13 protein-coding genes and 1 pseudogene are annotated in these 13,967 nt (G+C 59.9%); 8 read left to right on the forward strand and 6 right to left on the reverse strand.

Going from position 1 to position 13,967, the window contains the following annotated elements:
* Positions 1 to 6 precede the first annotated feature (6 nt).
* A protein-coding gene (locus ABZS45_RS03965) for an IS3 family transposase (RefSeq protein ID WP_412100657.1) occupies positions 7 to 1,199 on the reverse strand; the annotation gives its coding sequence in 2 pieces (ribosomal slippage) (positions 7 to 917 and positions 917 to 1,199; 1,194 coding nt in all).
* 359 nt (positions 1,200 to 1,558) lie between these two features.
* Here ABZS45_RS03965 and ABZS45_RS03970 point away from each other — a divergent pair.
* From ABZS45_RS03970 to ABZS45_RS03985, 4 genes are all read left to right on the forward strand, one after another.
* The gene (locus ABZS45_RS03970; RefSeq protein WP_011274127.1) at positions 1,559 to 1,786 is read left to right on the forward strand and encodes an MbtH family protein; all 228 of its coding nucleotides are present in this window, start codon (positions 1,559 to 1,561) and stop codon (positions 1,784 to 1,786) included.
* Entirely contained in the window at positions 1,787 to 3,604 is a 1,818-nt protein-coding gene (locus ABZS45_RS03975; protein ID WP_026022866.1) for an ABC transporter ATP-binding protein, read from the forward strand.
* A gap of 49 nt (positions 3,605 to 3,653) precedes the next feature.
* Positions 3,654 to 5,324 carry an ABC transporter transmembrane domain-containing protein gene (locus ABZS45_RS03980; protein WP_412100731.1) on the forward strand — a complete coding sequence of 557 codons (1,671 nt, stop codon included), beginning with the start codon at positions 3,654 to 3,656 and terminating at the stop codon, positions 5,322 to 5,324.
* A gap of 79 nt (positions 5,325 to 5,403) precedes the next feature.
* Positions 5,404 to 5,595 carry a hypothetical protein gene (locus ABZS45_RS03985; RefSeq protein ID WP_412101180.1) on the forward strand — a complete coding sequence of 64 codons (192 nt, stop codon included), beginning with the start codon at positions 5,404 to 5,406 and terminating at the stop codon, positions 5,593 to 5,595.
* An 87-nt stretch (positions 5,596 to 5,682) separates the two neighbouring features.
* Here ABZS45_RS03985 and ABZS45_RS03990 read toward each other — a convergent pair.
* A pseudogene (locus ABZS45_RS03990) lies at positions 5,683 to 6,381 on the reverse strand (alpha/beta hydrolase-fold protein); the annotation flags it as partial.
* 59 nt (positions 6,382 to 6,440) lie between these two features.
* Here ABZS45_RS03990 and ABZS45_RS03995 point away from each other — a divergent pair.
* The gene (locus tag ABZS45_RS03995) at positions 6,441 to 7,385 is read left to right on the forward strand and encodes a methionyl-tRNA formyltransferase (RefSeq protein WP_412100732.1); all 945 of its coding nucleotides are present in this window, start codon (positions 6,441 to 6,443) and stop codon (positions 7,383 to 7,385) included.
* A gap of 65 nt (positions 7,386 to 7,450) precedes the next feature.
* A complete protein-coding gene (locus ABZS45_RS04000) occupies positions 7,451 to 8,467 on the forward strand; it encodes an iron-siderophore ABC transporter substrate-binding protein (RefSeq protein WP_005291893.1) in 1,017 nt (338 codons plus the stop codon).
* Positions 8,468 to 8,564: 97 nt separating this feature from the next.
* Here the strand turns inward: ABZS45_RS04000 and ABZS45_RS04005 are convergent, their stop codons facing one another.
* Entirely contained in the window at positions 8,565 to 9,326 is a 762-nt protein-coding gene (locus ABZS45_RS04005; RefSeq protein ID WP_412100734.1) for a siderophore-interacting protein, read from the reverse strand.
* Between the two features lie 6 nt (positions 9,327 to 9,332).
* On the opposite strand from ABZS45_RS04005, the gene rplE reads away from it, so the two are divergent.
* Both rplE and ABZS45_RS04015 read left to right on the forward strand, forming a co-directional pair.
* Positions 9,333 to 9,905: a 50S ribosomal protein L5 gene (gene rplE, locus ABZS45_RS04010; RefSeq protein ID WP_019176091.1), complete on the forward strand. Its 573-nt coding sequence runs from the start codon at positions 9,333 to 9,335 to the stop codon at positions 9,903 to 9,905.
* Positions 9,906 to 10,115: 210 nt separating this feature from the next.
* Entirely contained in the window at positions 10,116 to 10,754 is a 639-nt protein-coding gene (locus ABZS45_RS04015; protein ID WP_412100735.1) for a DedA family protein, read from the forward strand.
* Positions 10,755 to 10,764: 10 nt separating this feature from the next.
* Here the strand turns inward: ABZS45_RS04015 and ABZS45_RS04020 are convergent, their stop codons facing one another.
* The 3 genes from ABZS45_RS04020 to ABZS45_RS04030 are packed head-to-tail and all read right to left on the reverse strand — an operon-like array spanning position 10,765 to position 13,810.
* The gene (locus ABZS45_RS04020; RefSeq protein ID WP_019176090.1) at positions 10,765 to 11,547 is read right to left on the reverse strand and encodes an ABC transporter ATP-binding protein; all 783 of its coding nucleotides are present in this window, start codon (positions 11,545 to 11,547) and stop codon (positions 10,765 to 10,767) included.
* 50 nt (positions 11,548 to 11,597) lie between these two features.
* A complete protein-coding gene (locus ABZS45_RS04025; RefSeq protein WP_005325330.1) occupies positions 11,598 to 12,692 on the reverse strand; it encodes a FecCD family ABC transporter permease in 1,095 nt (364 codons plus the stop codon).
* Positions 12,692 to 13,810 (reverse strand): FecCD family ABC transporter permease, encoded by a 1,119-nt coding sequence (locus ABZS45_RS04030; protein WP_412100736.1) that lies wholly within the window; start codon positions 13,808 to 13,810, stop codon positions 12,692 to 12,694. Before ABZS45_RS04030 ends, ABZS45_RS04025 begins: the two co-directional genes overlap by 1 nt.
* Between the last annotated feature and the right edge of the window lie 157 nt (positions 13,811 to 13,967).

Raw genomic sequence — 13,967 nt, forward strand, 5'->3', positions numbered from 1 at the left:
GGTTAGCTATGCTGCTTGGGCCAGTGTAGCTGATGTGAGTGCTTCGAAGGTATCGGGGGCTAGAAGGTTACACCAGTAGTGGCGTCTGCGCGTGTTGTAGCGCATGCACCATCGGAAGACTTCTTGGCGACAGATGATGGGATTGTCAAAGACTTTCCGATCACGAAGCACTTCACGCTTTAAGGTGGCGTTAAATGATTCTGCCAGGGCATTATCGGCACTCGTTCCCACCGCTCCCATGGATTGGCGAACACCAAGCTGGGTGCAGTGGTCCCTAAATGCTTGTGAGGTGTACACACTGCCGTGATCAGAATGGAAAATTGCCCCTTTCAGGCTTCCGCGGACTTTCCTTGCATGAGATAAAGCTTCGATAACCAGCGATACCCGCATGTGATCGGCGAGTGCATGTCCGACGAGTTTGCGCGAGTAGACGTCGATGACCGTGGCCAGGTACATGTTCTTGCCTCCCTTACACGGCAGGTAGGTGATATCGCCTACGTAGACGTGGTTCGGCCTATCAGCTGTGAATCTGCGGCCTACTAAGTCTGGCATGACTCGGTGGCCAAACTTTCGTCTGGTGGTGATGCATCGACGGCGTTTAGTAAAGCCTTTCAGCCCCATGGATTTCATGATGCGTGCGACCTTCTTGTGATTTATCGGAGGAAAGTCCGTATCGTCGTTGAGACTTGCAGCGATGCGTTTAGCACCATAAAGCCCGTGCTCATCATCGAAGATGGTTTTGATTCGTGCACCAATAAGAGCATCGGAACACGTCTTTAACCTGCGTTTTTCGCGGGTGTTGGCCCATTTGTAGAACGAGGAGCGATTGAGCTTTAACACGTGGCACATCCGCTTGACCGAGTATTCGGTTCGGTGGTCATCGACAAACTGGAAGCGGATTACCAGCGTGTCTCTTCGGCAAAATATTTCGCGGCCTTGCGCAGGATGTCGCGTTCTTCACGAAGCTTAGAGACTTCTTTTTCTAGCTGACGGATCCGTTCAGAATCAGTCGTCGCCTTCGCCTTGTCACGCATGGTCTTCGTGCGGGCACGCTTGCCGGTGCCGTACTGCTTGAGCCATGAGAAAAGTGAGGAACGATTGACTCCAAGCTCTGCTGAAGCCGCGTGAAGTGAGAGGTCCTCATTGTTTTCGTAGAGGGCCACAGCATCACGTTTGAACTGTTCGGAGTACCTAGGCATGGTGGTAGATTACCTTTCTTCCCAACCCAACAGGGCTGGATATCAGGTGTCTACCAAACAGGGGTCAGGTCCGGCGGTTGGTGGTCATCCTTTAATCCAACCGGTGTGCGGTTAGCACAAATGTGGCCGGAGGTGCGGGATGGTGTGGGTAATAGCTTTCGGGGAGCTATTCTTTGGTGATTTGTGGTGTGTGGTCTGGGGTTATGGTGGCATGCGGACACACTTTTCTTTACTTAACCCTCAAAAGCTGCATATTAGGTTATGCTAAGTTAATTCACGCTTGCTGCACTTGTGCCACCACTTTGGCCAACGCAGCCCATAAACCCGTTATTTCCGCATCATGAGACAAGGAGCGCGTGTTGTCTAGCAACCCGTTTGATGACGAACAGGGCAGCTTCTTCGCCCTTATCAACGACGAGGGACAGTACTCGTTGTGGCCTACGTTCGCCGCCGTGCCAGACGGATGGACCGTGGCTCTGGGAGACCCTTCCCGTGGCGTAGACGGCGGGGTATCGCGGGACGAGGCGATGGAGTTCATCGACCGCGAGTGGACCACCTTGCAACCGGCAGGAAAGTCTCACGCTTAAGTGAGTGCCGTACTTCCCACTGCTTCGCCTGGTGAGTCCGCTGCGGAGATTGGCCGCCTGCTCCGTCGCACCGCAACTCCAGCAATTAGTGCGGTGCTGTTCACTTTCGCCGGTGCCTTGCTCTCTCTGGCGCCCATTTATCTGCTGGCCAGCGTCATCGATGCGGTAGCCGCCGGTGACGGCAAGTCTGGCGTGCTGAAGGTGATTGTGTGGGCTGCCGTGGCGTGTGTTGGTACTGCCGTTGTCGCTGGCCTTGCGGAGGCGCTGACGGGTGTGACGATTGCCCAGGTAGTTGCGAAGTTGCGTGAGCGCGCCGTCGCCGCGGTGCTGAATCTGCCTTCCACCACGGTGGAGTCCCTGGGCCGGGGAGAGGTGCTGGGCCGAGTTGGTGCGGATGTCGCCGCGCTGGTGAGCAGTGCCCGCAAGTCGGTTCCATCGACCCTCAGCGCGCTGGTGATGGTCGTGGTGGCCAGCGCTGGAATAGCGGGGTTGGATTGGCGCCTCGCGTTGGCGGGGCTGTGCGGGATTCCGTTCTATGCGCTGGGGTTGCGATGGTATCTTCCTCGTTCTGCCCCTTTGTATCGACGCCAACGCGAATTAGAAGCCGGTGTCATCGGTTCCTTGCAAGGTTCTATGGAGGGCATTCGTTCGGTTCGTTCGCATCGGCTGGTGGATAGCCGCCAAGGTCTCACCAGGCGCTACGCGCAGGCTTCGCGGGACGAATCAATCGCTGCGTTTCGTGTGTTTTCCGGGCTGGTGGCGCGGGAGAACTTCGCGGAGTTCATGGGGTTGTCAGCCCTGTCTGTCGTAGGCTGGTTGCTCTTCCGCGAAGATGCGGTGACGGTGGGCGAGATCTCGGCAGCGTTGATTCTGTTCCACCGTCAGTTCGTGCCGATCGGCACGATTCTGTTCACCTTTGATGAACTGCAGCGCAGCGGGGCGGCCTTGGGGCGCATCGTGGGACTCATTCGCTCCGCGGGTGCGGATACGCCACAGCCGATTGATGACTACTCCTCGCATCGGCAGAGTCCAGCTGTAGAGGTCAAGGGCCTGAATTATCGGTACGAGGATGGCCCAGAGATCTTGCATGACTTGGCGTTCCACATCCCTGCGGGGTGCACGGTATGCGTGGTCGGCGGATCGGGAGCTGGCAAGTCCACGGTTGCGGAAATTGTCTCTGGAACCCTCGAGATGGCAGAGCCGGGTGTGATCACCGTTGGGGGGTGCGACGTGGTGGGAATGAGTGCGCAAGAAAGAAGCTCGATCTTTTGCGTTGCCTCCCAGGAAAACTACGTCTTCGCGATGAGTTTGCGCGATAATCTCCTGCTGGCAGCCGAAGGTGCCAGCGACGCAGAAATATGGGATGCGCTGCGCCGAACCGGTGCGGAAGATTGGTGCACATCCTTGTCCCATGGCGACAAGCAGGGCTTAGACACAATGCTGGGCGAAGGGGGCCTGCACGTAGATGCGGTGGCGGCACAGCGTCTGGCGCTGGCCAGGGTGGCATTGTCTCGGGCTGGCGTCGTCATTCTTGACGAATCAACGGCCGAAGATGACGGTGACCTCGAGGAAACACAGCAATCACACGAGGCCTTTTCGATGTCCTTGGAGGACGCTGCCCGCGCGGCGATCCGCGGACGGACGGCGATGGTGATTGCGCACCGGCTCAGCCAAGCAACCTCCGCCGATAGCGTGGTGGTGATGGAGCGCGGGCGCGTGGTGGAAACAGGTACGCACGAGGAGCTGGCAGCAAGAAACGGAACATATGCCGATATGTGGACCGCCTGGAATGAGCAGGGGAGGCAGGCGCGTGTCTGACAACAAGGTGGTGACGCTGCGCGGGCTGGTCAGAAAAAATTCTCGCGCGATGGCTCTGAGTGGCTTGTTGCTGAGCATCTACCACGTGGCAGAAGCCATGATTGCGGTGTTACTGGGATGGTTGGCGCACAGTCTTATCGCTAGCGAGAATGTGTGGCACCTGGTGGGTGGAATCGCAGCCTTAGGCGCTACGCTGGCGACGGTGTCTGTGAGCTGGCAGACAGGGTTCCGGATACTGCAGGCTACGTCGGCTCGGAACGTATGTGAATTGCGGGCAGGCATCACCTCGCAGGTGGTGAGCCATGGTGGGCATTCCGACGATGCGGACAGTCTGCCTCGCCAGGAATTGCCCACGGTGGTGGGTGAAGACGTGGTGCAGGCGGTAGACATCATCGAAGTGGTCCCGGTGGGGATCAGTGCGCTGGTGGGAGCCATTTTCTGCACGATTGTTCTGGCGCTGATTGATCTGCCACTGGGAGTGGTGGTGTTGGTGCTCAGCGCGGTGGTGTTGATAGTCCTGCACCGGCTGTCTCAGATCATTGAACGCCGCGCGGAGCGGCAACAAACTCTGCTCGCGCGAGTGACCGCGCGCATGACCGACATTCTGCAGGGGCTGCCGGTGATCTCGGGAGTGGCTGGCGCGCATCCGGCCTACCGTGGATATGCGCGTAAATCTGAAGAGGCGTGTGCGGATGCTCGGAAGCTCGCGTGGGTCAGCGGAGGTTATGAAGCCGTGGCGATGGGCAGCAATGTGCTGTTGCTGAGTGCGGTGGGCCTGTACGCGGGCTATCGAACCATTTCCGGCGATGTGACGTTGGGGGAGTTGGTCACCGTGGTGGCGCTGTTACAATTTATCGCGGAGCCGATGCGGCAGTGCAGCAGAATGCCGCGCTTCATTGGATTGGCGAGGGCTTCCGTTCGGAGGCTGCAGCGCGTGGCGGAAGCTCAGCGGCTGCGTGAGGGGCAGGGCGTGCCATCTGCTCAGATTGGCACGCCTGCCATTTCCATGCGCGGTGGAGACGGTGAGGCCGAAGGAGACGGCGAGGTCGAGGGATCAGAGCAGGCTTCCGTGGCGTTCGCAGAGGGGCGACTGACGGTGGTGCACTGTTCAGCCGCATGGGCAGATGCTCTGGTGGATGCGTTGGTCGCGGGGGAGTCGATGGAGCTTGGCTCCCTGACTAGGCCACAAACTCAACAACTGTGGATCCGGGGGCGCGATATTTGCGAGATCTCGGTAGACGATGTGCGTTCCGCTGTGCTTGCCGAGCCTCGGAAGCCGGCATTGTTTGGGGACACAGTGGGGCAGGCGGTGCTGCGGAGCTCTGGAGAGGGCAGGGCGGAGGATGCAGTAGACATTCTTAACGCCTTAGGGCTCGATGAACTGGCGCCGGGGGCGGCTCATTCAGCCGGGGTATTGGATCACGAGCTGACCGAAGGTGCGCGCAATCTTTCCGGTGGTCAGCGGCAGCGGCTGGGATTGGCACGAGCGCTACTGGCTGAGCCGGAGATGTTGGTGATGGTTGATCCGGTCTCGTCAGTGGATTCAATGACGGGCATGAAAGTGGCGCGTGCGGTGAGAGATATTCGCCGCGGGCGTACCACGGTGGTCCTGTGTGTGGGGAGGGCCTTCCAGTCGGTAGCCGAGGACGTAGTTGATGTGAAGCCTCTAGCTGGGAGTTTGCGGACGCGGGGTGAGCAATTCCCGCTAGGGGGTTGTTGAGCAATAGAAGATAGGTTAGCCTACCCTTTGCATTGCCTACCCTAAGAAGTTGGTTGGCGCATCCTACAGAGAGGCCATAGTGACCATCATCGATCGTCAAGCTCAGACATCCGCAGAGCGCAGTACCCACGAAAATTCCGTCCGCGACATCGTCGGGATCGGCATCGGCCACTGCATCCACGTGTCGTTGCATGGGCGGCTCTTCTGCACCGCACGTCAGTACGATGCGTGCCAGACCGGAGCCACTGTGAGCCGCAGGATTTTCGAGTGAGGGGCCAGTGAGCTGTGCGGCAATGTCGCCTCCTGCGGGCCCGTCCGAGAGCGTGTCCGCGAGCTCTGCAGAACGGTCAGCGGACCACCAGACGGCAGGGGACTGGGCGATGGCTCCTTTGATTGCAGGCGTGGTTTCGGTGGAAGCCGTAAGAGCTGCGCGCAGGGCGGAGAGACCGCCGAAGCTTTGCCCCACCAGGACTATGTGGCTGCTGTTGATGATCGGCGGAAGCTCGGTGGCCAGTGCGCTGGCGAATGTTTGGGAGGTGTACTCCTCGCTGCGGTCTTTGGCTGCCGGCAGGAAGACGCGGTTGATCTGGGGGATAAGCCCTGCCGTGACTGCCCGGTCCAGTGCGCCCGTGAGGTCATGCAGATGGATCCAGTCATCGCCATCCAAAAACACCACGGTGGTATCCGCACCGCGGTCATCGAGGCGCGCGGTGCAGCGCCTGCCGAATACCTTCCGGTCGATGGACAGGCGTGCGCCGGGCAAGTCCGCGATGACTTCTGGGGAGCGAGGCGGCCAGAGTGTCTGGTCCACAGAATCGCCGCTCAATAGGCTCGCCTGTGGGCCTGCGCCGTGTGCGTTATGTGGATCGGGATATTTCAGCTCGCCGGATTGAAAGCTATAGGTCACTGCTGAGTGCGCCGGGATGCGCACATCGACGGTGGACATCGATTCGGTGAGCTCGACGTTCGAGCGGTAGGGGTCCGGGAAAACGAGGGCTTCCGCATCCGCGGGCACCGAGATTCGGTGAAGGGTGGTCACGTCCGGGGAGTCTGGCATGAAAATTGCGCCACTTTCATCATTGACTACATAGGTAAACCTAAGCTAACATCCCCTGCATGCGAGTTGCTGTTTTCGGCTATCAGTCGTGGGGACACCGGACGTTGTCTGCGGTCATCAATGCTGGTCATGAAGTAGTTTTGGTAGTTACGAACCCTGCCAGCGATCACCCTTATGAGCAAATGTGGGCAGACTCCGTTGAGGAGCTCGCCAGCGAACATGAGCTCCAGGTGTGTGTCACTGAGCGCGTGGGTCAAGACGTCATTGAGGCGTTGCGCGATGCTGCACCAGACATCATCGTGGCCAACAATTGGCGAACCTGGCTTCCTCCCGAGGTTTTCAGCCTGGCCAAGCACGGCGCATTGAATGTCCACGATGGTCTCCTGCCCGAGTACGCCGGATTTTCGCCCATCCTGTGGGCGCTGTTGAACCGGGAAACTCACGTGGGCGTCACTGTGCACGAGATGGATGAAGTGCTGGACGGCGGACCCATCGTTGCCCAGCGCGCGATCCCCGTGGGTCCGCAGGACACCACCACGGATCTCGTGGCCAAGACCCTCGACCTCATCGAGCCCCTCGTGGAACGCGCATTGAGTGACGTCGCCCAAGGCACCGCCACTGCGCAACCTCAAGATCCCACCCGCGCTACGTACTTCCACAAGCGCGGCGAGCAGGAATCTCGCATAGATTTCACCCAACCTGCGGAAGATATCGCCTTGCTGGTCAGGGCGCAGTCCGACCCGTACCCCAATGCTTACTTTGAATTCCGAGGCCAGCGCGTCCGCGTGCTTTCCGCGCACGTCTCGCAGGGCCGCTTCGGCGGAACCCCCGGCCGAGTCACCATCCCTCACGAGGGAGGAATCGCGGTGGTCTGTGGATCGCCCCGTGCCAACGTGCCGGCGCCGGCGATTGTTCTGGATCGTGTTCGTCTCGACGACAACTCGGAACTGACCGCCACCGAATTCTTTGGACATAGGGCTGGATATATCCAACCAAAGGTTTGACCTTTCCCTTTTGTGTACGGGCCACGCCTCGCGCGGAAATCCGTCACCAGTAACAACGGAGAAAAATGACACTCAAGAAGATTCTCGTTAGCACCGCTGCTGTGCTGACCTTGGGCGCGGCACTGACCGCTTGCTCGACTGATGACCAGTCCGGAAATTCCGGGGACTCCCAGGCAGTCAACGCCGAGCAGGGCGCATTCCCCACCACCATCGAGCACCGCTACGGCTCCACCGAAATCAAGGAAGCCCCGCAGCGCGTGGTCTCCTTGGGCTACACGGATCAGGACGCACTGCTGGCGCTGGGAGTTACTCCTGTCTCCGTGAAGTACTGGGACGGAATGACCCCGGATGGTCAGGCTGCGGGCAACTGGTCCAATGACAAGATCGAGGGCGACACTCCTCGGATCGACAAGGACACAGAAGTCAACGCGGAAGCCATCGCCAAGGACAATCCAGACCTCATCGTGGCCGTGTACTCGGACATCGATGAAGACACGTACAAGAAGCTGTCTGAGATCGCCCCTGTCGTCGTACAAAAGGGCGAATACGAAGAACTACAGCAACCATGGGACGTGACCACGGAAGAGATCGGGCAGGCCGTGGGCAAGCCTGAAGAGGCAAAGCGCCAGGTGGAGCAGGTCAAGGAGAAGTTCGCAGAGCTCAAGGGCCGCCACCCAGAATGGGCCGAAAAGGAACTCGGCGTGGCCACTGTCTCCGACGAGAGCCTGGCTGTCTTTGCCGAGGGCGATCCGCGTAGCCGCTTCTTCACCGAGCTGGGATTCAAGATCAACCCGGCCTACGCGGGCATCACCAAGGACAAGTTCTACGGTGAGGTCTCCAAGGAAAACGCAGACCAGATCAACTCTGACGTGCTGGTGTGGGATCAACTGTCTTACTCTCCGAAGCAGAGCAAGGCTTCTGTGACCGAGGATCCGATCGTGGGCAAGCTGCCCGCCGTGAAGGACGGACACAGTGTCTACCTGGAAGGCGACCTGGAAAAGGCCTTCGGATGGCAGACCGTGCTGAGCCTGAACTACCTGCTGGACAAGATCGAGCAGCCGTTGGCAGACGCCACGAAGTAGTCTGAATCAACCGCCGAACCGCCCCGCATGAACGTGCTGGGGCGGTTTTGCTGTTGTTGGCTAGGGGACGGGCACTCACGGGGATAACGGATGCACGCTAGGGGCGAGCCTTGCCGACGAACCAATAAGGGCACCACAGGATGTTGTCCTTGTTGAGCTGCCAAGTCTTGATGGCGTGGGAGCGCACCACCTTGCAGAAATCCCCCTCCCCGGCGACCCACACATAGTCCACGTCTGGGTGGGGCTTGTGCTGTCGATTGCGCGAGGACTCAACGTCAATGTTGGCGAGATGCTCGGCGATGGCCTGCGCATAACCGTCAAAAGGTGCGGAGATCCGGGTGAGGCTGCTTAGACGGTTGCGCCAATCTTCCAGGTGGGGCTCTGAATCGGAATCGGTACTGGTGACCGCGATGACGTGCGTGGAAGCGAGCTGTTCGGGATAGAGCGTGGCGAGGTACTCTAGGATCGCGCGCATGGAAGGCAGGGAGGTGGGATCTGCCACCAGTAGTTGTGTGCGGTGCTCGCGATGCCACAGGCCTTGGCAAGTCCACAAGCCAGCAGGGTCGCCCGGCTGTGCGGACAAACACCACGAGAGCCCTGGGCCGGAGGTGGAGTGGACATCTTCCGCAGACACCCCGTGCGTAGCGACGTCAAACGCCAGCAAGCCGCGGGCTTTGTCGAGGTGGCGCACGGTGTACCACCGCAGGTTGGGCCGCACTTCGGGAGGCATTGCTGCCACGGCAGCCCGTATGTTCAGGCCCTCGATGGGTGTGGCGGCGAAGTCCTCCGGAGAACTAAAGGGCTGATTCGGTGGCGGCATCAGTAGACCGAAAAACTCATCCGGACCCGGGAAGGACATCTAACGATGAGCGAAAACTACACTCCACGCCTCAAGTCCGAGTACCGTGCAGAAATCCGCGAGAAGCTCAACTCTGAGTTCAACTACGACAACGTCATGCAGATCCCAGGCGTCACCAAGGTGGTCGTCAACATGGGTGTCGGCGACGCTGCTCGCGATTCCAAGCTGATCAATGGTGCGATCGAAGATCTCACCCTGATCACCGGTCAGAAGCCACAGATCCGCGTTGCGAAGAAGGCTATCGCTAACTTCAAGCTCCGCGAAGGCATGCCCATCGGCGCTCGCGTTACCCTGCGCGGCGACCGCAAGTGGGAGTTCCTGGACCGTCTGCTGACCGTCGCGCTGCCACGTATTCGTGACTTCCGCGGCCTGTCTGACCAGCAGTTCGACGGCCACGGTAACTACACCTTCGGCCTGAACGAGCAGTCCATGTTCTACGAAATCGACGTAGACAAGATTGACCGTCCACGCGGTATGAACATCACCGTGGTCACCACTGCGACCAACGATGATGAGGGACGCGCCCTGCTCCGCGAGCTGGGCTTCCCATTCAAGTCCAAGCAGAACTCCGGCGAGTAATTCCCGCTTCTGTTTGAACGCCGGGCCTCTCGGCGACTTGGCTTAGAAAACCCGCACACTTCTTTGTTGAAGTTGGTGCGGGTTTTTCTGTGCAATGCCTGCGTTTCATGCTGACTATCTATGAACCAGGCGCAATCGGGCACGCCTGCCTGTATTCCGGTCAGAAACCGGGGTAAGAATAGACCAGTTGTTTTCTAGAAGGGATTCCCTGTGCACTTAAGCGACCTCATGGACGCCACCACCCTGCTCCAGAACTTTGGCGGCTGGGCGCTCGGCGGCATTGCGCTGATTATCTTTATTGAATCCGGCGTGCTCTTCCCGTTCCTCCCCGGCGATTCCATGCTGGTCACCGCGGCAATCTTGCGCGATCAGCTGGGCTTGAACGTTCCGATTCTGGTGGGCGTGGCCATCGTCGCGGCGTTCTTGGGCGACCAGGTAGGTTTCTGGCTCGGCCACCGCTTTGGCCGCAAGTTGTTTAAGCCCGACGCCAAGATCCTCATAACCGAGCACCTCGAACAAGCCGAGGCTTTCTTCCTGAAGTACGGGCCGTTGGCTCTGGTACTGGGGCGCTTCATCCCGATCGTGCGTACCTACATTCCCGTGGCCGCTGGTACCGCGGAGATGCCGTACAAGAAGTTCGTGGGATGGAACGTCACGGGTGCAGTGCTGAGGATTGTCAGCATGGTCGGCATTGGCGTGCTGCTGGGGGATATCCCGGGCATTGCGGATCGCATCGACATGATCGCCATCGTCATCGTGCTGGTGTCTGTGACTCCGGTGGTGATTTCCGCGATGATCAACTGGCGGAAGTCCAAGAAGACTCCCGCCCAGGAGCTGATGGAGGACTAAGCCCTGATCGTCACTTGGGGACGATCAGCGGACCGCCGGTGACAGGATCCTCGATGACTAGCGCGTTGAGGGCAAACGCCTCGAGCAGTAGCTCTGGGGTAATGACCTCGCTGGGACGCCCGGTGGCGAGGACCTGTCCATCCTTCATCACCACGAGATTATCGCTGTAGCGTACAGCCAAGTTGAGATCGTGCAGCACCATCACCACAGTCCGATCCAGCTCTCGGCGTAGACGCTGCACCAGCTCCAAAATCTCTACCGACGTGGCCAGATCCAGGTAGGTGGTGGGCTCGTCCAGGAACAGGATGTCCGTGTTCTGCGCAAGAACCATGGAGATCCACACACGCTGCCGCTGCCCTCCGGACAGAGAATCCAGGGTGCGCTCCGCCAGCCCCATCGAGCCAGTCATTTCCAGCGCCTTGTGCACCTCGGCTTCGTCCGTGGACGACCACTGACGGATCCACGATTGGTGTGGGTGCCGACCGCGCGAGACGAGATCAGCCACGTTGAGTCCCTCCGGGGCGGTAGGGGTTTGTGGCAGCACGCTGATGGTCCGTGCGAGGTCCTTGCGCCTGATGGATGAGATATCGGCGCCGTCTAACAGCACTTCGCCCTCATTCGCCGGAAGGAGACGAGACATGGCTCGCAACAACGTGGATTTGCCGCAGCCATTGGGGCCGATGATTGTGGTGATCTGCCCGCGAGGAAAGTCCACGTCCAAGCCTTCGATGACCGTCCGGTCGCCGTAGCCCACGGCGAGGCCGCGTGCGCTCATGCTGTGCTTCTGAGTCATGTGTCCTTCTTTGTTCGCGGCACTGCTAACTTCCAGGGTGGGATCTTTTCTCATGCCGTGGTTGACCTATTCCGTTGGACCAGCAAATAAATAAGGAACGCACCGCCGATTGCCGAGGTGAGAATGCCCACCGGCAGCTCTACGGGCAGAAGAGTTTGGGTGCTGATATCTGCCAGCAGGAGTAGCGCAGCGCCGGTCAGCGCAGAGGCCAGAAGCGGTGGTGCAGAGCAGTTGCACAAGCGCAGCGCCACCTGTGGGGCCACGAAGGCGACGAACCCGATGGGGCCAGCGGCCGAGACCGCCACTGCTGCCAAAGCCACGGCAGCGGCGAGCAGAAGCACCTGCACACCCTGGACGTTTTGTCCCAAAGCCCGTGCAGTATCCGAGCCCAGCAAGGTGGCTAAAAGTTGGTGACCAATCCAGGCCAGCAGCGGTGTAAACACCAACACAACAATGGCGATGGGCCACATCTTGGACCAGTCCGCAGTGCTCAGGGAGCCAGTAAGCCAGAACTGCGCGGCCGCGGCATCGCGCAACTCCGTGCGGATCATCAGGAAGTTGATATACGAGGTCAACAGAGCAGAGATGATGATGCCGAACAGCACTAGCCGGAAGGAATCAGTCGATCTCCTCCACGCCAGAGCCCACATCACCGTTGCGGTGACAGCCGCACCAAGCACCGCGGCCAAGGGAATGCCGATGCTGCTGAGCCAGCCGAGGAAACCACCAGCGCCACCACCCAGAGTGATGACGGTGACCGCGGCCGCGGACGCGCCCGTAGTGAAGCCCAAGATATCCGGGCTGGCCAGCGCATTGCGAGTCACGGACTGAGTGAGGGCTCCGGATAATCCCAGCGCACAGCCCACCAGAATGGCCGTCAGCGCACGAGGCATGCGCCAATCCAAAACCACCAGACGCTCAATGCGGGTGCCCTGGCCGGTGAACAGCACCTCCAGCACACGAGCCGGGGACACAGGATAGTCACCCAGGCCGATGGAGACCGCCGCTAGCAAGACGATCGCCACGAGCAGCAATAGAGACACCGTCAACGCGCGAGGGCGCCAGACCACAGAAAATGAGCCCACGCGGAATGGCGGGCGCCCAGGGATAGTGGAAGAGGTAGGGCGGGCAAGGAGGGAACTCATTAAATGGCCACCACCCGGCGTCGATAAATAAGGGCGATGAAGAACGGCGCGCCCACGAACGCGAGGATGATGCCTACTTGCAACTCGCCCGGACGAGCGATCAGACGGCCCACCACGTCTGCGAACAGCATCATCACCGCACCCGTCAGGGCAGAGTAAGGGAGGATCCAGCGGTAATCAGGGCCCGTGATGGCGCGCACGAGGTGCGGGACCACCAGGCCGATGAAGGTGATGGGGCCGGCGGCAGCTGTCGCGGCACCGGCCAGCAGTGCGATCAGAGCCATGCCAATCAGGCGGGCGCGCTGGGTGTTGATGCCCAGTCCGGAGGCGATGTCATCGCCCAGATTCAGGAGGTTTAGCTGCGGTGCCGTGATGAACGCCAGCAGGAGGCCCACCAGGATAAACGGCAGCACGCCGTAGAACACGGTGAGATCCCGGCCCGCGATGGAGCCGACGGTCCAGAAGCGCATGCGATCCAGATTGGCATCGTCAGTGAGGATAAAACCGCTGATGATGGCGCTGAGGACCGCGGACAAAGCCGCGCCGCCGAGGACCAGCGTCATTGGATTGGCCTGTCCTCCTCCTATGGACGCCAAACTAAACACCAACGCAGTAGCAGCGATGGCCCCACCGAACGCCCACATGCTGGTAACCCACACGGACGTCACACCCAGCAAGGAGAAGCTGGCAACCACGGCCAGGGACGCACCGTAGTTGATGCCGAGAATGCCCGTGTCCGCGAGAGGGTTGCGCGTGTGCCCTTGGATCAATGCACCGGAGGCGCCAAGGGCAGCACCGGCGACTAGGCCCAACAGGGTGCGGGGAATGCGGAGCTCGACGATCACGCGCTGATCCACATTCAGCCCCTCCGCGTGGCCGAACGCCGTGCCGAGATCGCGGAACACGGCGGACACTTCTCCAAAAGGGATCTGCCGTGATCCAAACACGATGCTGGCAACGATGCTGGCGAGCAATAGGAGGAAAAGGACGCCGAGGCCGACGAGGCGACGCGGGATTTTACCTGATGGAGCGCTGGCAGAAGCGTCCGCAGTAGCGTCCGCGCGAGACCCCAGGTGTGATTGAGAAGGGGATTGCGCATGCGGGGTAGAGATAGCCATGCATCCCTCCTTGACGCGTGAAAGTCCATGATCTTAACGTGAGCAAGCTTATATGAACAAGGTAAGCCTAATCAAAGTCCTACAAGGAGGGATTGTGGAGCTGTGCAGGTGAGTGTGTGAGTCATGGATATGGCTGGCGGGATCGGCTCTGAGTGGC

The sequence above is a fragment of the Corynebacterium aurimucosum genome, from assembly GCF_046895345.1.
In the GTDB taxonomy this organism is placed as follows: domain Bacteria; phylum Actinomycetota; class Actinomycetes; order Mycobacteriales; family Mycobacteriaceae; genus Corynebacterium; species Corynebacterium aurimucosum_G.

Excerpts from the sequence above, each read along its gene's own strand:
- ABZS45_RS04025 (WP_005325330.1), bottom strand. The coding sequence starts at position 12,692 with ATGAGTTCCCTCCTTGCCCGCCCTACCTCTTCCACTATCCCTGGGCGC.
- ABZS45_RS04000 (WP_005291893.1), top strand. The coding sequence starts at position 7,451 with ATGACACTCAAGAAGATTCTCGTTAGCACCGCTGCTGTGCTGACCTTG.
- ABZS45_RS04020 (WP_019176090.1), bottom strand. The coding sequence starts at position 11,547 with ATGACTCAGAAGCACAGCATGAGCGCACGCGGCCTCGCCGTGGGCTAC.
- rplE (WP_019176091.1), top strand. The coding sequence starts at position 9,333 with ATGAGCGAAAACTACACTCCACGCCTCAAGTCCGAGTACCGTGCAGAA.
- ABZS45_RS04030 (WP_412100736.1), bottom strand. The coding sequence starts at position 13,810 with ATGGCTATCTCTACCCCGCATGCGCAATCCCCTTCTCAATCACACCTG.
- ABZS45_RS03980 (WP_412100731.1), top strand. The coding sequence starts at position 3,654 with ATGGCTCTGAGTGGCTTGTTGCTGAGCATCTACCACGTGGCAGAAGCC.
- ABZS45_RS04005 (WP_412100734.1), bottom strand. The coding sequence starts at position 9,326 with ATGTCCTTCCCGGGTCCGGATGAGTTTTTCGGTCTACTGATGCCGCCA.
- ABZS45_RS03995 (WP_412100732.1), top strand. The coding sequence starts at position 6,441 with ATGCGAGTTGCTGTTTTCGGCTATCAGTCGTGGGGACACCGGACGTTG.